Origin of the sequence: Nonomuraea sp. B12E4, assembly GCF_039871825.1 — a bacterium.
In the GTDB taxonomy this organism is placed as follows: Bacteria; Actinomycetota; Actinomycetes; order Streptosporangiales; family Streptosporangiaceae; genus Nonomuraea.
In genome coordinates, this window is sequence record NZ_JBDPME010000029.1 from 12955 (window position 1) to 31380 (window position 18426).

14 protein-coding genes are annotated in these 18426 nt (G+C 70.4%); 9 read left to right on the forward strand and 5 right to left on the reverse strand.

Translation table 11 applies throughout. The annotated features are described in order from the left end of the window. Nucleotides 1-61 precede the first annotated feature (61 nt). The 3 genes from ABGB18_RS40260 to ABGB18_RS40270 form a co-directional block, all read right to left on the reverse strand. A complete protein-coding gene (locus ABGB18_RS40260) occupies nucleotides 62-1462 on the reverse strand; it encodes a carbohydrate-binding protein (protein WP_347700939.1) in 1401 nt (466 codons plus the stop codon). Continuing rightward, nucleotides 1459-3027, reverse strand: coding sequence for a cellulose binding domain-containing protein (locus tag ABGB18_RS40265; protein ID WP_347700940.1), 1569 nt, complete (start codon nucleotides 3025-3027; stop codon nucleotides 1459-1461). The genes ABGB18_RS40260 and ABGB18_RS40265 overlap by 4 nt, the downstream gene beginning before the upstream one ends. 266 nt (nucleotides 3028-3293) lie before the next feature. Further along, nucleotides 3294-5123, reverse strand: a complete 1830-nt coding sequence (locus ABGB18_RS40270; protein ID WP_347700941.1) for a M14 family zinc carboxypeptidase — start codon at nucleotides 5121-5123, stop codon at nucleotides 3294-3296. A gap of 313 nt (nucleotides 5124-5436) precedes the next feature. On the opposite strand from ABGB18_RS40270, the gene leuE reads away from it, so the two are divergent. Continuing rightward, complete coding sequence (leuE, locus tag ABGB18_RS40275; RefSeq protein WP_347700942.1) at nucleotides 5437-6096, forward strand: leucine efflux protein LeuE; 660 nt, start codon at nucleotides 5437-5439, stop codon at nucleotides 6094-6096. Nucleotides 6097-6320: 224 nt separating this feature from the next. Further along, on the forward strand, nucleotides 6321-6962 hold the full coding sequence (locus ABGB18_RS40280; RefSeq protein WP_347700943.1) for a VC0807 family protein: 642 nt from the start codon (nucleotides 6321-6323) through the stop codon (nucleotides 6960-6962). A gap of 221 nt (nucleotides 6963-7183) precedes the next feature. On the opposite strand, the gene ABGB18_RS40285 is transcribed toward ABGB18_RS40280, so the two are convergent. Beyond that, nucleotides 7184-7879 carry a hypothetical protein gene (locus tag ABGB18_RS40285; RefSeq protein WP_347700944.1) on the reverse strand — a complete coding sequence of 232 codons (696 nt, stop codon included), beginning with the start codon at nucleotides 7877-7879 and terminating at the stop codon, nucleotides 7184-7186. 351 nt (nucleotides 7880-8230) lie between these two features. Further along, on the reverse strand, nucleotides 8231-9379 hold the full coding sequence (locus ABGB18_RS40290) for a histidine kinase (protein ID WP_347700945.1): 1149 nt from the start codon (nucleotides 9377-9379) through the stop codon (nucleotides 8231-8233). Between the two features lie 392 nt (nucleotides 9380-9771). Here ABGB18_RS40290 and ABGB18_RS40295 point away from each other — a divergent pair, with 392 nt between their 5' ends. From ABGB18_RS40295 to ABGB18_RS40325, 7 genes are all read left to right on the forward strand, one after another. Beyond that, entirely contained in the window at nucleotides 9772-10389 is a 618-nt protein-coding gene (locus ABGB18_RS40295) for a DedA family protein (RefSeq protein ID WP_347700946.1), read from the forward strand. Between the two features lie 36 nt (nucleotides 10390-10425). Further along, nucleotides 10426-11229: a DMT family transporter gene (locus tag ABGB18_RS40300; protein WP_347700947.1), complete on the forward strand. Its 804-nt coding sequence runs from the start codon at nucleotides 10426-10428 to the stop codon at nucleotides 11227-11229. 84 nt (nucleotides 11230-11313) lie between these two features. Further along, nucleotides 11314-12519: a glycosyltransferase gene (locus tag ABGB18_RS40305; protein ID WP_347701017.1), complete on the forward strand. Its 1206-nt coding sequence runs from the start codon at nucleotides 11314-11316 to the stop codon at nucleotides 12517-12519. Then, complete coding sequence (locus tag ABGB18_RS40310) at nucleotides 12516-13187, forward strand: DUF998 domain-containing protein (RefSeq protein ID WP_347700948.1); 672 nt, start codon at nucleotides 12516-12518, stop codon at nucleotides 13185-13187. Before ABGB18_RS40305 ends, ABGB18_RS40310 begins: the two co-directional genes overlap by 4 nt. A 52-nt stretch (nucleotides 13188-13239) precedes the next feature. After that, nucleotides 13240-14031, forward strand: coding sequence for a hypothetical protein (locus tag ABGB18_RS40315; RefSeq protein WP_347700949.1), 792 nt, complete (start codon nucleotides 13240-13242; stop codon nucleotides 14029-14031). Between the two features lie 7 nt (nucleotides 14032-14038). Further along, nucleotides 14039-16852 (forward strand): BTAD domain-containing putative transcriptional regulator, encoded by a 2814-nt coding sequence (locus ABGB18_RS40320; protein ID WP_347700950.1) that lies wholly within the window; start codon nucleotides 14039-14041, stop codon nucleotides 16850-16852. Between the two features lie 58 nt (nucleotides 16853-16910). Further along, entirely contained in the window at nucleotides 16911-18422 is a 1512-nt protein-coding gene (locus ABGB18_RS40325) for an MFS transporter (protein ID WP_347700951.1), read from the forward strand. Nucleotides 18423-18426 lie beyond the last annotated feature (4 nt).

Here is an 18426-nt window from a genome sequence, read left to right on the forward strand (position 1 = left end):
AGGAAATGCGGGCCAGTCAGGCATAGCGGTCTCCTGGTTTTGTCGGTGACGGTCGGCGGGGTCAGAAGCCGGCGGTGATCCTGGTGAACTCCCAGTCGGCCTGGGCGATGCCGCTGCAGGTCGAGGTCACACCACCGCCGGGGCAGGGCCGGTCACGATTGACGGCCCAGTACGCCAGCCGCGTCAGCCCCCGGGACCTGGCGTAGTCACGGATCTGCGTCCAGGTGGCCGGGGAGGTCAGCTCCTGCTGGTCGGACAGGCCGTTCATGCCCGAGATGCCCATCCGCGCGTACGCCTGGGCGTCGCTCCAGCCGAACGCGCTCTTCAACGCGTTCTTCAGGCCCTCGGAGGCGTTGACCGTGTCCTGGTACATGTTCGAGCCGCCGAAGTCGAACGGCATGATCGTGTAGTTGTCGATCGGCACGCCGAGCGCCCTGGACTGGTTGATGAGGCGGATGCCGTGGGCGTTCGGCCCCGTCCTGGTGGTGCCGAAGGTGACGACGACCTTGACGTTCGGGTTGTTCTGCTTGACGATCTTGAGGCCGTTCAGGATGCGGTCCTGGACGGTGTAGTTCTCGAACTCGTCGAAGTTCTCGATGTCGAAGTCCACCACGGCGGGGCCGACCGCGTTGATGACCTGCTGCACCGCACCGGCGAACGCCTGCGGCGTCGAACAGTTCGGGCCGAGCTTGTTGCCCGACCAGCCGCCGAAGGAGATCTGGACGTTGCCACCCTTGGACTTGATGGTGTTGATCGCCTGCTGGTCGGCGCCGCCGGTCAGCGGGCGGTTGCCGTCCCACGCCGGGTTGCAGCCGCCGCTGGCCAGGATGAACGCCATCGTGAACGACCGTACGCCGGTGGCGTCCATGACGGTGCCCGGGTTGGGCGGGTTGCCCCAGCCCATGTAGAGATACGGGGCGCCGGCCATCTTGCCGGGGTTGCCGGTGCACCCGCTGGTGGTGGCGGTGGCGTCGCGGCCGGCCGACTCGCCCGCCGAGTTGTAGGCCCGCACGGTGTAGGTGTGCGTCGTGCACGCGCCCAGCCCGGAGATCGTCGCGCTGGTGCCGGTGACCTGGGCGCGCTGGGTGCCGCCCTCGTAGACGCGGTAGCCGGTGACCGTGCCGGAGGAGGCTCCCCAGCTCAGGGCGATGCTGGAGTTGGTGACCGACGTGGACACCGTTCCCGGCTGGCCGGGGGTGCCGGTGCCGCCGCCCGTGCCGGGCCGCCAGAGGGCGGGCACGTTCGGCGGCTCCCAGCCGGGCTGTGAGGTGTGGGACTGCAGGCACACGTAGTCGACGCCGTTGTAGGTGACGACGGCGCCCGCGGCGTAGGAGGTCCACGGGGCCCAGGCGGCGGCGAGTTGCACCGCGGCGTTCGCGGGTGCGGCGGGGACGAGGCCGGTTCCGGTCAGGGCGAGGGCCAGCCCTACAGCTAATGCGGTGAGTTTGCTGCGAAATTTCATGGCATTCCCTGGAGGTGCGGCTTGACGGTCTTGGCGAACGACCAGTTGTTGCTGGCGTCCCAGTTGACGGACCAGGTCATCGCGCCCCTGATGTCGGGGTAGGCACGCGGGGGCACGAAGGTCCCGCAGTTGGTGCGCTTGGCCAGGCAGTCGAGCGCCTGGTTGACGAGGGCGGGCGGGACGACCCCGCCCCCGGCGGCGCCGGGCCCGGCAGGCAGGCCCAGGGCCACCTGGTCGGGGCGCAGGCCGTTCTCGAGCTGGATGCAGGCCAGCGCGGTCATGAAGTTGACCGTGCCTTGCGCGTACGCCTGGGCCTGGTCGCAGCCGAGCATGGAGCCGGAGTTGTAGAACTGCGTGTGGACGACGGTGAGGATGTCCCTGATGGACAGGGCGAGCTTGAAGTACTCCATCCCGGTCGACTGCATGTCGATCGTCTGCGGGGCCATGGTGATGATCAGGCTGGAGCCGGCCTTCGAGCGCAGCGACCTCAGGGCCTGGGCCATGTAGGTGGCGTTGAGGCCGTTCTCCAGGTCGATGTCCACGCCGTCGAAGCCGTGGCTCTGCATGAGCGCGTACACGGAGTCGGCGAAGCGCGTGGCCGCCGCGGCGCTGGCGACCTGCACCCGCCCGGCCTCGCCGCCGACGGACAGGATCACCTTCTTGCCCCGCTGGTGCAGGGCCTGCACGTCGGCCCTGAACTGGGCGTCGGTGTAGCCGCCCACCGCCGTGGCGAGCCCCGCGTCGACCGCGAAGGCGACCTCGCCGGCCACGGCCGTGGCCTCGCCGAACGCGACGGCGACGAGGTCGTACTCGTTGGGCACGGCCGACAGCTTGAGCTCGACGGCGGGGTTGACGAAGTTGTGCCAGTAGCCGGTGAGGAAGTGCCGGGGCAGCGTTCCGCCGCTCGTGCAGCCGGGGGTGGTGGCGGTCGCCGGGTCGCTGGCCGCCGACTCGCCCTGCGCGTTGTACGCCTTGACGGTGTACGTGTGGCTCTGGCAGGTGCCGAGGCCGGTGATGGTGGCCGTGGTGCCCGTGACCGTGGCCCTGACGGCGGTGCCCTCGTAGACGCGGTAGCCGGTCACCGTGCCCGAGGCGGCCGCCCAGGTGAGCGTGATCGCGCCGGTGGCCGCGGTGGCGGTGGGCGTCCCGGGCCTGCCGGGGACCCCTGGGGTCGGCGTGCCGCCCCCACAGGACGCGCCGTTCAGGGTGCAGCCGGTGATGCCGGGGAAGTTGCCGGGGCTGCCGTTGAAGCCGAAGCTCGCGCTGGCCCCGGCCGGGAGGGTGGCGGCCCAGCTCGGGTTCGTGAACGTGTAGTGCTGGCCGTTCCGCGTCATGACCGCGTCCCAGGCCGACGGGATCGAGTGGCCGGCGGGCAGGTCGAACTGCACGTTCCAGCCGGACATGGCGGTGGTGCTGGCGTTGGTGACGGTGACCTTGCCTTCGAAGCCGGAGCCCCAGTCGGCGACCTTGGTGAAGGTCGCGGTGGCGGCCGCGGCCTGGGCGGGCTGGGCGTACAGGCTGAGCGCCAGGGTGACGAAGGCCAGGAGGAGCGCGCGGAGTCTCACGGTGCTTCCTTCGGGGGGTGACGTGCCGTACGGCTTGCACCGGGGGGTGAGAGCGCAAGCCGTACGGCACGGGCCCACGGAGGCGCACGCGGGCCTTTTCTTGCGGGGCTTGTAAGCGTTTGTTCGATTGGGATTACTCTTAGGAAAGTTTCTTAAGAGTTGCCGCGATCGTAGCTTTGACTCCGGGCGCTTACAAGGCCCAATCCCGGCAGACATGACTCCGCCGTACGAGATCGTCGATCTTGTACGGCGGAGTGCGGTGCGGTTTACGGTTGCTGGGTGATCCTGACGTCGTCCACGCCCGCCTCGACCAGGGAGGCCCCGGAGGCGTCGGCCGCGTCGACGAGAATGCGGACCGTCTGGCCGGCGAAGGCGTTCAGGCTCGCGCCGGCCGTGGCCCAGGCGCCGTTGCGGTTGGTGGCCGCGCCCGCCTGGTTGAGCACGGTGGTCGTGGTGTTGCCGACCACGCGGACCCGGAAGTAGTCGGCGCTGGAGGCGTTCGAGCCGTGCGCCAGGTACCACGAGAACGACAGGTTGAGGGCGCCGGTCGTGGGGAGCGTGATCGGCGGCGACTGGATCGAGGTGATGCCGCCGTCGAGGTCGTGGTCACCGGCCGCCGTGCCCGCCAGCCTGCCCGTGACCAGGTCGTTCGTGCCGCTGACCGTGGTGCCGAGCTGTTTGGTCCCGGAGGACGTGGTGGCCGCCGGGTCGCCGCGCTCCCACTGGCCGAGGGTGGCGGTGTCGGTGCCGCCCGGGTTGACCGTCCAGCCGGTGGCCGTCTCGAAGGTGTCGTCGTAGACGGTGACCGGCGGGTTGCCGGTGCCGCAGTACTGGGCCTCCTTGCCGATGATCCGGTAGACGCAGTCCGAGTATTCGAGGAAGCGCAGCACGGCCTCCCTGTTGCGGGTCGTCTGCGGGACGATCTGCTCGTCCGGCGGATAGAAGCCGGGGTTGGAGCCGACCGGGTACATCTCGAACGTGAAGCTGAAGATCTTGTAGACCCCCCACAGCCAGTCGTCGATGGTGCCGTCCGTGATGTAGAGGTCGCTGGCCTGCTGCGGCGTGTAGTTGTTGGTGGAGGCCATGTTCTGGCCGAGCGTGGCGTGCGCGTTCCGGTCGTCCAGCGTCAGGCCGGGCGCGGTGTCGTTGAAGGTGTAGCCGTAGGGCCACAGGACCAGCTCGCCGTAGGTGTGCCAGTCGATGTGCGTCTTGATCTGCTGCACACCACCGACGACGCGGCTGCGCACCCAGTCGCTCGCCGCCCTGACCTCGGGCGCCGACTCGGCGCTCGCGCCACGGTAGGTCTCGCTGGAGAAGGACCCGGAGGAGCCGCCGCAGCAGCCCCAGTTGTAGCCCCAGTTGCGGTTGAGGTCGGTGCCGACGGCCGAGGAGCCGGAGTTCGGCTGCCTGTTCTTGCGCCAGGAGCGGTAGGAGCCGGTGGCGATGTCGTACTCGCCGCCGTCCGGGTTGAGGTCCGGCATGATCCAGATTTCCCTGGTGTTGACCAGGTTCGTGATTCTGGCGTCGGTGCCGTAGTTGTCGGCCAGCAGGTGCATGATGTACAGCGCCATCTCGACCGTGAGGTGCTCGCGGGCGTGCTGGTGCGCGGTGAACAGCACCTCGGGCTCGTTCTCGTCCACGCCCACGTTGTCGCTGATCTTGATCAGCCGCATCGGCCTGCCCTCGTACGACGTGCCGAACGTCGTCTGGCTGACGATGCTCGACCGGGCCGCGACCAGGGCGTTGATGTCCGCGGTCAGCTCCGCGAAGTTGTGATACTGCGAGTCCGCCGACGGGAAGTCAAACGCTTCCACGGCGGACGGGGATGTCGGGCGCGGGATCTCCGTCACCCGGTAGCCGAGCCGCCTGATGGCGGAGATCTCGGCTTCCGTGGCCGTGACCAGGACCGAGTCCTTGGCCACCTCCTCGATGGCCGCGCCGGTGGCCGCGACGCGGCTGCGCTGCTGAGCGTCCGCGGGGCCCTGCACCCGGTACTGCCTGTTGGCGGGCGGCTCGGCGGCGGCGCCGGCCCCGGTCATGCCGGTCAGGCTGATCAGGCTCAGGACGGCCAGCAGGATGACTAATCGGCGTTGCACCTCGTCCTCCTCAGGCGCGCGGGGTCGGGTGTTGACCGGCGCCTGAACCGAGAGTGAAGACGTTGCCTCCCCTAGAAAAGACCCAAATTTCCTGACTTGCTCCGCCCGGCCCCGCGGGCCGAGGACATCAGGAACGACCAGCAGACGAGCTGCCACAGCGACAGGCGCATGGGGTTGAGGCCGGCCAGGCACTGGTGAACGCTGCGTAGCAGGCCCTGGTTACAAACAGGCATATGGCGGCATTTGGCACGCGTCAGGCGACCAACCATGCGATAGCGTGACATGCCATCAATCTCACCCAGGGGCAAACGGCATGTTCTTTGGTATCACGGATTTCTGGGCTTACGTGGTCGGTGCCTTTCTGATCATTCTCCTCCCGGGGCCGAACTCCCTCTACGTCCTCAGCCTCGCCGCCCGGCACGGCGTCCGCCAGGGCTACCGCGCCGCGGCCGGGGTCTTCCTCGGCGACACCGTCCTGATGTTCGTGACCGCCGCCGGCGCCGCCTCCCTGCTCCAGTCCAACCGCACGCTCTTCGCCATCCTCCAGTACGCCGGCGCCGCCTACCTGGCCTGGATCGGCCTGCAGATGATCACAGGCGCCTGGCGGGCCTGGCGCGCCAGGCCGGCCGCGCTCCCGCAGGAGGAACAGCCCCCGGCCGTGGAGCGGCCGGGCCGCCCCTTCCGCAGGGCTCTGACGATCAGCCTGCTGAACCCGAAGGCGATCCTGTTCTTCGTCTCGTTCTTCGTCCAGTTCGTGGACCCGGGCTACGCCGACCCCGCCCTGTCGTTCCTCATCCTGGGCGCGGTGGTCGAGTTCTTCAGCTTCCTCTACCTGACGACCCTGATCTTCAGCGGCACCTTCCTGGCGGCCCGGTTCCGCCGCAGCCGGCGGCTCAGCGCCGGCCTGACCTCCTGCGCCGGCATCGTCTTCATCGGGTTCGGCGCGAAACTCGCCACCACGTCACTCGGTTGAAAGTTCGGTTCAAGGGTGTACTGGTTTGGTTGGTGACAGCTGGAACGTGTCAAAAGCGGCAGTCGCACCCCCGGGGCTCGGGTACGGTGGGCCACCGGCGCGCTTCCCGACTCGGGTGATGCCGTGCTGGTTACTCAGCGCCCGTTACCGAGGCGTTCCACCTGGAATGCCTGGACCCCGAAGCCCGGGTAGTCGCTGGTCGTCGGCCTATCTGCGGAGCAGCCTTGAACCATCCACCGGTCACCCTCCCACGCCTCACCGCGCTCGCCCGGCAGGCGGCCCCCAGGCTCCTCGAAGCGGTCGTCGCGCCGCTGGCGGTGTTCTACCTGGCCATGGTCGTCCTCGGGTTCCAGTGGGCGCTCATCATGACCGTCGCCTGGGTCTACCTCGGCGTGGCCTGGCGGCTCATCAGGCGGATCAAGGTGCCCGCCACCATGTATCTCGCCGCGTTCGCGATCACCGTGCGCGCCCTCGTGGCGTTCTGGACGGGCACCTGGATGTGGTTCTTCATCCAGCCGGAGATGGGCACCATCTGCATGAGCATGGTGTTCCTCGCCTCCGTCCGGCTCAACAAGCCGCTCGTGCAGAAGCTCACGCTCGACTACATCCATCTGCCCTCGGCGGTGCTCAAGCACGAGCGGGTGCGCAAGTTCTTCGCCAGGATCACGTTGCTGTGGGCGTTCGTGCTGCTGGCGAACTCCACGGTGAGCATCCTGCTGGCGGTCTACCAGTCTCTGGCCGGGTCGCTCGGCACGTTCATGCTGCTGCGGACCTCGGCGGTGGCCCTGATCAGCGGCGTGGCGATCACGATCTCGGTCTTCGGATTCAAGCGCCTGCTGCACCGCCTGCACGTCGCCCACGCCTAGAGACCCCCGGGTCGTGATTCGGCACGGTCACGATCCACGGCCGGAGTGATGGCGCACCGCCCCGCCGAGGACATGCATTTTTTCGAAGTCCCCCGCGTATCGCAATCTTGCCCATTCTGTTATCGCGACAAGGCAACCAATTCGCCATCACGCGAAGGGGCCAGAAATTGGGAGAACCCCCGTCCCGGCAATGCCGGACGGGGGTTACTCAGCCGAAAAGGTCAGGAGCAGGTGTACCTGCTCGGGGCCTTGTCGAACTTGACGGGCCAGCTCTTCTTGCCCCAGAGGACCGTCGCCCTGCTGGTGCCCACAGCGATCACCACGCCGGAGGAACCCGCGCGGACCTTGTTGTCACCCTCGACGAGGGCGGTCTTGCGGCGGCCCGACTGGTAGTAGTAGCGCACACCCGGCGTCGCCGCAGTGACGATGTGCGCGTTCTTGTCCGAGCAGCGCGGCTGCTTGAACTCCGGCGCCTTGGTGCCCGTCGTGCAGGTGGACTTCACCGACACCTTGACCGGGGCGAGGAACCACTTCTGCTCCGGGCCCGCCTGGAGCCAGTAGCTCACCTGGTGGGTGCCGGACTTGGCCTTGAACGGCACGGTCACCTTCTGGGTCTTGCCCGCGGCGACCTTGACCGGGTTGTAGCGCCAGTCGAACTTCTTGCCCGCGAACGGACCCTCCTTGATCACGTCAGGAGAGATCGGCCGGTACTTCGGCCGCTGGTTGTCCACGCGGTAATCGAAGGTGTGCTCGTACTTGGTCGGGTTGTTGAAGGTCAGGGTGACCTTGCCACACTCCACTGCGTTCGTCGCGCTCGGCACGTCGGTGGAAGCCGGGAGTGTCGTGGCCGTGGCCGTGGCCGTGGGCTCGGCGCTGGGGCTGGGGGTGGGCTCCGCAACGGCGGCCTGGGCCGTCACAGCGATACTCGAGGCCGCGAGAAAGCCCGCGGCGAGAAGGGCTCGGGTCTTCAACGAAAGGGCCTTTCCAGAGGGGGCTGATTACGAAATGAACACGCCAATCAACGCACAGAGACGCGGGCGCTGAACAGTTATACACCAACTGGCCATATCCTGCGCAATTTTCTCAATTGCGTATCTGGTAACTCACATCCCGCAACCAACTACAGTGCACTGCATTCCCTAAGAAATCCCAATGTCGGTATTTGACGGGATTTTGGCGCGCGTTCGTCGCCGCGAATTCGGCAAGGAACACTCCGCAAGGCGAATTAACGGAGCGTGAATCGGTTATTACCTCATCCGTTGAAAGCATCAGTGGTCGTCGCGCGGGATGGTCACCACCAGTTCGAAGCCGTCGCCCGCCGGTCCCACGGTCAGCGTGCCGCCGGCCAGCCGTACGCGCTCGCGCAGCCCCGCCAGCCCCAGCCCGCCCGGCCGCGCCGTGGGCCGGGAGCGCGACGGCCCGTTCCGCACGACGACGCGCTCGCGCGACACCTCGACCTCGACGGCGGCTCCGGGCGCGTGCTTGGCGGCGTTGGTGAGCCCCTCCTGCACGACGGCGGGGGCCAGGTCGGGGACCGGCTCCCGGGCCAGGTCCAGGCTGATCGCCATGCCGGAGTCGCCGGCCCGGCGCACCAGCTCGGTCACGTCCCCGCCGATGGGAGCCAGCGGCGGCCCGTCCGAGTCCTCCCGCAGCAGGCCGATGATCTGACGTAGCCGCTCGGTGGCGTCCGCGGCCGCGATCCGCAGCTCGCCCGCCGCCCTGACCTGCGCCGGGTCGAGCCCGGGAGCCAGCTCCAGCCCGGCGGCCCGTACCGCGATCAGGGCCAGGTCGTGGCCGAGCGAGTCGTGCATGTCCCGCGCGATCCTGGCCCGCTCGCGCAGCCTGGCCTGCGCCTCGGCCGACAGCCGGGTCTGCGTCCGCTGCTGCAGCAGCTTGCGCCGGAGCAACCCGAGCAGGAACGGCACCAGATACGTGCCGACCAGCCCGGTGGTCATGGCCACCCACAGGGCCAGGTCGCCTCCCTGGGCCACCACCACGCCCACACCCACGGCGCTGATCAGGAAGAACGTCCCCAGCGGCGGCCAGAGCCCGGTCATGCGCCGCCCGGTCAGGTAGGCGTACCACATGATGTACGGCGAGGTGGTCACCAGCGGGACGATGCGGACGCGCTGCCGGGGCAGCAGCCAGCTCATGTCCACGGTCGCGAAGCCCTGGCTGAACTCCCACGGCCCGAGCGGCAACAGCAGCACCAGCGCGGCCAACGGCCACCGCCGGCCGACCAGCACGGCCGCTCCGGCGAGCGCGATCCTGGGTACGGTCACCATGCCGAACGCGGCGGGGTCACGGATCGGATCGGGCCCCACGGCGGCGACGAAGATGCCGAGCCCGGCAAAGAGCAGCAGGTCGTAGACCACCTGGCGGCGGCTCTCCCGGCGAATACGGCTCAGAAACTGCACTGCATCGACGTTATCCGCAGCCGGGAGCCACGGCCCCCGGCGGAAGTGGGGTGCCGACCCTGACGATCGTCAGGGTGGGGGATGATCCACCGTCACGGTAGGGATAACCCCACCTGGAAAATACCTACCTCCATTGCTGTGCCGACCGGCGGAAACCGGTTTGATCGAAGGGTCGGCACGCAGATCGTAGCCCCTACCCCGACGAAGGTAGGGGATGGTTCGCACCGATCGTTCGATGTGCTGTGACCTGCGGTGTTTCTACGTTCATGGGGTGGCGGCCCTGACTCCCGTAGGGGTCGGGTCCGCGTTCGACCAGGGGCATTCCCGGATGTCCCCGCACCACCCACACCGACACGCTGTGTGAGTGCCTTGAATGATCGGAGTACACGCCCATGTCCCACGCCATGCTCGACCTGGTCAACCAGGTGATGTCCGCACCCTGGCTATTCGCGGCGATCTTCGCGCTGGCGCTGCTCGACGGGTTCTTCCCCATCGTGCCCGCCGAGACGGCGGTGATCACCGCTGGGGTGTTCGCCGCCACCGGAGAGACGAACCTCGCTCTGGTCATCGCGGTCGCGGCGCTCGGGGCGTTCATGGGCGATCACGTGTCCTACCTGGTCGGCTACAAGTCGGCGGGCAGGCTGCGGGGCAAGAAGGCGTTCGTCTGGGCCCGCCGGGCCCTTGACGAGCGGGGCGGCCTCGTCCTCGTGGTGGCCAGGTACATCCCGGGTGGCCGTACCGCGACCACGCTGACGATGGGCGCGGTGCGCTATCGGCTGCGCTCGTTCACGTTCTTCGACGCCATCGCGGCGGTCTCATGGGCGGTCTACTCGGGGCTGATCGGCTTCTTCGGCGGCATGGCCTTCGAGAACGACCCGATCAAGGGACTGCTGCTCGGCCTCGGCATCGCACTGTCCATCACCGCGGTCGTCGAGGTCGTGAGATGGCTCAGGAAGCGACGCGCCACCCAGGCTTTCCCAGAACGTCTTCCAGCCGACACGTCCGTTTGACCCTGTCTGGTCACCATCCGTGGGGAAGGAGTCTGCATGACTGTGCTGGCCGCGGTGGTCGCCCTGGTCGGTTCGCTGTTTTTCGCGCTCGGAGCCGCCCTCCAGCAGTTCGAGGCGGTCGGCACCGCCAAGCCTGGGCTGCTCGCCCTGCTGCGGAAACCGCGGTGGCTGATCGGCGGCGCGTCCATCCTGGTGGGCGGCGGCCTGCACATCGTCGCGCTCGGCCTCGGCCCGCTGACCATCGTCCAGCCGATGGGCGTGGCCAGCCTGCTGTTCGCGCTGCCCATCGCGGCCGCGCTGCACGGCCGCCGGCCGAGCCCCAAGGAGTTGTCGGCGGCGGGAGTCGTGGCGGCCGGGCTGGTCGGCCTGGTCCTGCTGGTCCCCGACTCCCAAGGCCCCACCTACCTCAGCCCGGGTGGTGTCCTGACGCTGCTGGCCGTGTCCGGGGTCGCGGCGGTGCTGCTGTGGGCAGGCTCCCGGGCGGCCTCCCCGGCCGGCCGGGCGGCCCTGCTGGCGACCAGCGCCGGCGTCCTGTACGGCGCCACGGCCACTCTCATGCGCGTCCTGGTGGACGGCACGTGGAACTGGTGGTACCTGCTGGCGTTGCCGGTGCCCACCCTGCTGGCACTGGTGATGCTCCAGCGCGCCTACGCCATCGGGCACTTCGGCGTCTCGTTCGCCTCGTTGCAGGTCGCCGACCCGCTGACGGCGGTGGCGTTCGGCGCGCTGCTGCTCGGCGAGCCGCTGCCGACCGGGATCCTGCCGATCGCCGCCGCGGCGCTGACCGCCGCCGGAACCGTCGCCCTGGCCAGAACCACCCCGCTGGAGGCCCGTCACTGATCATGCCGAACCCGTCCGCGTACCACCCGTTGTCCCCCCGGCCCTCCCCTGGGCATCGTGAAATTGGAGTCACCTGTCATGGCCATGCCCCTGCACCGCGTTTCCGAGCTCGCCGACCTTGCCGCCGCGCCCGTGCGTCCCCGCCGCATCCTGATCTCGAGCGACACCTATCCCCCTGATGTGAACGGTGCCGCCTATTTCACCCATCGACTGGCCACCGGGCTCGCCGCGCGCGGCAACGAGGTGCACGTGGTCTGCCAGTCGGAGCTCGGCCCGGCCAGCGCCGACCTGCTGGACGGCGTGATCGTGCACCGGCTGCGCTCGGCGCCCCTGCTGGTCCACCCCACCATGCGGTTCACCGTGCCGACCCGGCTCGACCGGCTGTTCGCCGGCGTCAAGCCCGACGTACTGCACACCCAGGGTCACTTCGTGGTCGGCCGGGCCGCCATGGCGGCCGCCCGCCGCGCCGGCGTGCCCATTGTGGCCACCAACCACTTCATGCCGGACAACCTCTTCCAGTTCGTGCACATCCCCGACCGGCTGCGGACCAAGGCCGGGCGGCTGGCCTGGCGTGACTTCAGCCGCATCTTCAACCGCGCCGACCACATCACCACGCCCACCCCGCTGGCCGCCAAGCTGCTGGCCGACCAGGGGTTCTCGCGCCAGGTTGAGCCGGTCTCCTGCGGCATCGACCTGGCCCGGTTCCACCCGCACGCCGAGCCCAAGGCGTGGGCGCGCAAGCGGTTCGACCTGCCCGACCGGCCGACCATCATGTTCGTCGGCCGGCTGGACGAGGAGAAGCGCCTGGACGAGCTCGTCCGCGCACTGCCCCTGGTGCTCAACGAGACCGACGCGCAGGTGGCGCTCGTCGGCAAGGGCAACCAGCGGGCGGAGCTGGAGCGGCTGGCCCGCCGCATCGGGGTGGGCGAGCGGGTGTTCTTCCTCGGCTTCGTGCCCGACGAGAGCATGCCCCAGGCCTTCGCCGCCGCCGACGTGTTCGCCATGCCGGGCATCGCCGAGTTGCAGAGCATCGCCACGCTGGAGGCCATGGCCACCGGGCTGCCCGTGGTGGCCGCGGACGCGATGGCGCTGCCGCACCTGGTGAGCGACAACGGCTATCTCTTCCAGCCCGGCGACGTGATCTCGCTCGGCCGTCACCTGACGACCATCCTGACCGACGACGACCTGCGTGCGCGGCTCGGCAAGGCCAGCAGGGACCTGGCTCTCACCCACGACGACAAGGCGTCGCTCGCCCGGTTCGAGCAGATCTACGATGAGGTGGCCCGATGACCCAACGCCAGATCCTCTGGGGCACCGTGTGCGGGACGGCGGTGTCCGCGGGCGCTCTGGTCTACGCGCAGGTCGCCCTGCCGGCGCAACCGCTGCTGAGCGACTACGTGCTCGTGTCCGGCGGGCCGGCGCCGGTGCTCATCGGGATGCTGGCACTCGCGGGGGCGTGCCTGACTCTCGCCTACGGACTGGCGGCCGGCGACCCGTCGCGCACCGCGGCGACCAGGGTGCTGTTACTGGCCGGGGCGGCCGGGCTGATGATGAGCGCGATCTTCCCCACCGACCCCGGCGGGTCGGAGATCGGCTCGCTGTCCGGCGAGATCCACCGCTGGTCGGCGGCCGTGGTCTTCAACTCGCTGCCGGTCGCCGGCTGGGTGCTGGCCCGGCGCCGGGACGCGGCGCCCCGGTGGAACGCGGTCAGGGCCATGAGCCTGACCTCCGCGGTGACGCTGGCAATCTACCTGGCGGCGCACCCGGCCAGCTTCACCTCCCCGCTGATCAACGGCGCGTCCTTCTACGGGCTGATGGAGCGGGCCCTGGTGCTGGTGGAGATGGGGCTCATCGTCGTCATGGCGCTGGCCTCGCACCGGGAGCATCGGGTCGCGGCGGACGTGGCGGTCCCGGCGCGGCCCACGGAGACCGAGCGGCCGCACCGGCTGGCCGCCTGACACCTGCACACTTCGGCCACCACCGAAGCCATGACGTCCTAACGTGCTGAACATGCTGATCACAAGCCATGCCCAGGCCAGGACACTGCTGGGCGACGCCGGATACGTGCCGTCTCCGGTCCGCCAGGACGGCGGCGAGGGCACGCTCGCCTGGCTGCGTGCCCAGGTGTCCAGGTTCAGTACCGGCCGGACGCACGCGGAGCGGCGAGACCTGCTCGTGGAGCGGCTGGCCACGCTGGACCCGGCCGAGCTGAGAACGGCCGCCAGGGCCATGACCGCCGAGCGGGACGGCGACTGGCGGGGCGTGCCCACGGCGGTGCTGGGCGCCGCGCTCGGCGTGCGGGACACGAGCGCCGTGGCCGCCGCCGCGACCGGCTACCTGTCCGGCGAGGAGAGCCCGCCGGCCGACGCCGCCGTCGCCGAATTGCTCGGTCTGACCGACCTGCCCGCGATCACGCTCCTGCTGCAGGGACACGCCGCCACGGAGGCGCTCATCGAGACCGCGCTCGCGCACGCATCGGCGGATGACGACGTCGAGGCGCTGCTCCACGAGACACTCCGGCAGGATCCGCCGCTGAAGGCCACCCGCAGGCTCGACACCCGGACGGGTGAGGAGGTGACGATCGATCTGGTGGCGGTCAACCGCGACCCGGAGGCGTTCGCCGAACCCGATCGGTTCGACCTCGCCCGCGGCCGTACCCCGCACCTGACGTTCGGCGCCGGGCTGCGTCCCTGCCCCGCGCCCGAGCACGCGCTCGCCCTGGCCGCGGGAGTGCTGGAAGCCCTGCTGAGCAGGAGCCCCCGTGAGTCCGCCCAGACCGAAGTGGACCCGCGGCCGCGATAATCGACATATGCGCTTCCAGATCCTCGGTCCCACCACCGTGCTGGATGAGGAGGGCGAGCCGGTCACACTCGGCGGTCCCCGGGTCCGTGCCCTGCTGACGCTGCTCGCCCTGCACGCCGGCCGCATCGTCGGCGCGGAGCAGCTCGTGGACGGCATGTACGGCGAGCGGCCCCCCGAGGGCGTGGCCAACGCGCTGCAGTCACAGGTGTCCAGGCTGCGCCGGGCGCTGGGCCGGGATCTGGTGGAGTTCCACCCGGCCGGATACCGGCTGATCGCGGACCCGCGCGACGTGGACGCGCGCGAGTTCGAGCTGCGGGCGCAGGAGGGCCGGCAGGCGCTGGCCGACGGCGACCCCGGCCGGGCCGCCGCCCTGCTGCGCGAGGCGCTGGAGCTGTGGCGGGGGGAGCCGCTCGCCGACGCCCCGCACGCCGAGGCCGCCGCGGCGGCGCTGGCGGAGCTGCGGCTGGCCGCCACCGAAGCCCGTGTGCAGGCCGACCTCGACCTGGGCAGGCACCGGGAGCTGGTGGCCGAGCTGAGCCAGCTCACCGCCGCGCACCCGCTGCGCGAGCGGCTGCGGGCCCAGCTCATGCGCGCCCTCTACGGCAGCGGCCGCCAGGCGGAGGCGCTGACCGTCTACGACAAGGCCAGAAAGCTGCTGGACGAGGAGCTGGGCGTCGAGCCTGGCGCCGAGCTGGCCGCCGCGCACCTGGCCGTGCTGCGGGCCGACCCCGCGCTCGGCGCCCCGGCGACCGCCGGCGGGCCGCGGTTCAGGCGGGGGCTGCGGGCCCAGCTCACCAGCTTCGTCGGCCGGTCGGAGGAGCTGGCGCAGGTGGGCGAGCGGCTGGGCGCCAACAGGCTTGTCACTCTGATCGGCCCGGGCGGCGCGGGCAAGACCCGGCTCGCGACCGAGGCGGCCGAGCAGGCGGCGGGCGACGTGTGCGTCGTGCCGCTCGCGCCGGTCTCCGACGGTGCCGACGTGCCCTGGGCGGTGCTGGACGCGCTCGACATCCGCGACGCCCTGCTGCACAATCCCGACCGGCCCGTGCTCGACCCGGTCGCCAGGCTCGTCACCGCGCTCGCCGACCGCAAACTGCTGCTGGTCCTGGACAATTGCGAGCATCTCGTCGCGGCCACCGCCGAGCTGACCGACCAGTTGCTGGCCTCCTGCCCGGAGCTGCGGGTGCTGGTGACCGGGCGCGAGGCGCTCGGCATCACCGGCGAGTCCATCCTGCCGGTGGCGCCGCTGCGGCTGCCGCCGCCGGCGGCGGGCAACCCGCTGGACCATCCCGCCGTCCGGCTGTTCGCCGACCGGGCCGCCGCCGTGCGGCCGGGCTTTGCGGTCGACGCGGGCAACGCGGCACAGGTGACGCGCATCTGCCGGGCGCTCGACGGGCTGCCGCTGGCCATCGAGCTGGCCGCGGCGCGGCTGCGTACGTTGTCGCTGCCCGACATCGCGGCCCGGCTGGACGACCGGTTCAGGTTGCTGACGCGCGGCAGCCGTACGGCGCTGCCCAGGCACCAGACGCTGCACGCGGTCGTCGCGTGGAGCTGGGACCTGCTGGACGAGGACGAGCAGCGGCTGGCCGCCCGGCTGACGGTGTTCGTGGCCGGCGCGCGGCCCGAGGCGGCCGAGCGGGTGTGCGGGCTGCCGGAGGACGTGCTGTTCTCGCTGGCGGAGAAGTCGCTGGTGGAGGTCGTGGACGGGCGCTACCGGATGCTGGAGACGATCCGGGCCTTCTGCGCCGAGCGGCTGGCGGACTCCGGCGAGGTGGCCGCGACCCGGGACGCGCACGCCGACTACTACCTCGACCTGGTGATCACGGCCGACTCCCATCTGCGCACCCGCGAGCAGATGGAGTGGCTGGCCCGGCTCGACGAGGAGAGCGACGACCTCAGCGCGGCCGTGCGCTGGGTGACCGAGTCCGGGCGGCTGGAGGTGGGGCTGCGGCTGCTGGCCCACAGCGCCTGCTACTGGTGGATGCGCGGCCATCGCGTCGCCAGCGCCAACCTGGCCGCCGAGCTGCTGGCCGAGCTGGATCCGGCCCCGTCGTTCGAGCACCTGGACGAGGAATATGCCACGTGCGTGCTTGTCACCGCCTGGACCGGCGAGGCCGACGACCGGCTGCAGGCCCGGCTGGCCGTGGTGCGCGAGTTGCTGCCGCTGACCTACGTGCCGATGCGGGTCGAGTTCCTGATGATGCTGCTGGCCATGTTCACGGGGCCGCCCGACGACTTCGACGAGGCGTACATGCTCGTCATGCGGAACGTCGCCCACCTTCCACCCTGGCAGCGGGCGCTGGCCCACGGCGGGTCGGGCTTCGTGATGCAGATCAAGGGGAAGATCGACGAGGCGCGGGCCCATTTCGAGCAGTGCCGGGCCGCGTTCACCGCCATCGGGGAGCGCTGGGGCACGGTGCTGGTGCTGTCCGGGCTCAGCAACCTGTGCCACGAGCAGGGCGAGTTCGAGGCCGCGTGCACGCTGGCGGGCGAGGCGCTGACGACGGCGTGGGAGCTGGGCGCGAAGACGGAGATCGCCGAGAGCCTGTGCCGGCGAGGCGACGCCCTGATGGGTCTGGACGATCGGATGGGCGCACGGGACGACTACGCCCAGGCGGCGGAGCAGTCGCGGCGCAACGGCTCGACGGAGGTGCTGGCCTGGGCGTATCTCGGCCTGGGCGAGGTGGCGCTGGCCGAGGGAGACCTGGACCAGGCGCGCACGCTGCTGGACCAGGCGCGCGAGGTGTGCCCCGACGACTGGTACAGCGCCCAGAGCACCCGCGTCCGCATCGAGGCGGGCCTGGCCACGCTGGGCAGCCCGTAGGCGGGCCCGTCAGCGAACGGTACGTGGGCCGTCAGCCGCCCTTCCCAGAGTGGGCGGCATGAAGAACAAATGGTCCTGTCTGGCCATCGCCTGCCTGGCCACCCTCCTGCTCTCGCTCGACCTGACGGTCCTGCACCTGGCTCTGCCCAGGCTGGTGACCGACCTCGGCGCGAGCTCCACGCAACTGCTCTGGATCGGCGACATCTACGGCTTCGCGCTGGCCGGCCTGCTCGTCACCATGGGCAACGTCGGCGACCGCATCGGCCGCAAGCGCCTGCTGCTGATCGGCGCGGCCGCGTTCGGCGTCGCCTCGGTGATCACCGCGTACGCCCCCAACGCCGAGCTGCTGATCGCCGCCCGGACGCTGCTCGGCGTGGCCGGCGCCACGATCATGCCGTCCACCCTATCGATCATCCGCAACGTGTTCACCGACCCCGGTGAGCGGACCACGGCCGTCGGCATCTGGAGCGGGATGAGCGCCGCCGGTTTCGCCTTGGGCCCGGTGGTCGGTGGCCTGCTGCTCGATCACTTCTGGTGGGGCTCGGTCTTCCTGATCAACGTGCCGATCATGGTGGTCGTGCTGGTCGGCGGGGTGCTGGTGCTGCCCGAGTCGAGCAACCCGCACGCCGGCCGGCTCGACCTGATCAGTGTCGCGCTGTCCTTCGCCGGGATCGTGACCACCGTCTACGCCATCAAGGAGGCCGCGCACAAGAGTCTGGAGCACACGGACGTGCTGGCGGCGGGCATCGCCGGGATGGCGCTGCTGGGGTTGTTCGGGTGGCGGCAGACGCGGCTGGCCGAGCCGCTGATCGACGTGCGGCTGTTCAGGCGCCGGGCGTTCACGGCCTCCATCTACACGAACCTGCTGTCGATCTTCGCGATGTCGGCCATGATGCTGATGTTCGCCTGGTACCTGCAGCTCGTGCTCGGCTGGTCGCCGCTGCAGGCGGGCCTGGCCCAGATCCCCGGCGGATTGAGCGGCGCGGTGGGCGGCGTGCTGGCGGCCAAGCTCATCCACCGCATCGGCAGGAACGGCGTGGTCGCGCTGGGCCTGGCCATGAACGCGGGCGCCTTCCTCTACTACAGCACGCTCGGGACCGAGCTGAACTACCTCGTCCTGCTGCCCGTCATGATCATCGGTGGTCTGGGGATCGGATTCGCCTTCACCGTCAACAACGACAACGTGCTGGCCACCGCGCCCAGGGAGCGGGCGGGGGCGGCGGCCGCGGTGTCGGAGACGGCGTTCGAGCTGGGCGGGGCGCTCGGGATCGCGATCCTGGGCACCGTGCTCAACAGCGCCTACCGGGCCAATCTGGTGCTGCCCGCCGGGGTCCCCGGCGAGGCCGCGCGGGAGTCGATCGCGGGCGCGGTGGGGACGGCCGCGACGCTGCCCCCGGACCAGGCCGGCCGGCTCGTCCAGGCGGCGCAGGCGGCCTTCATCGAGGGGGTGCACCTCACCTCGCTCGTCACGGCGGGCCTGCTGGCGGTGGTGGCGGTGCTGGCGCTGGTGGGGCTGCGCGGGGTGCCGAAGGTCATCCCCGAGGAGGTCCTGGCCGGCGCCCGCTCCTGAGGCC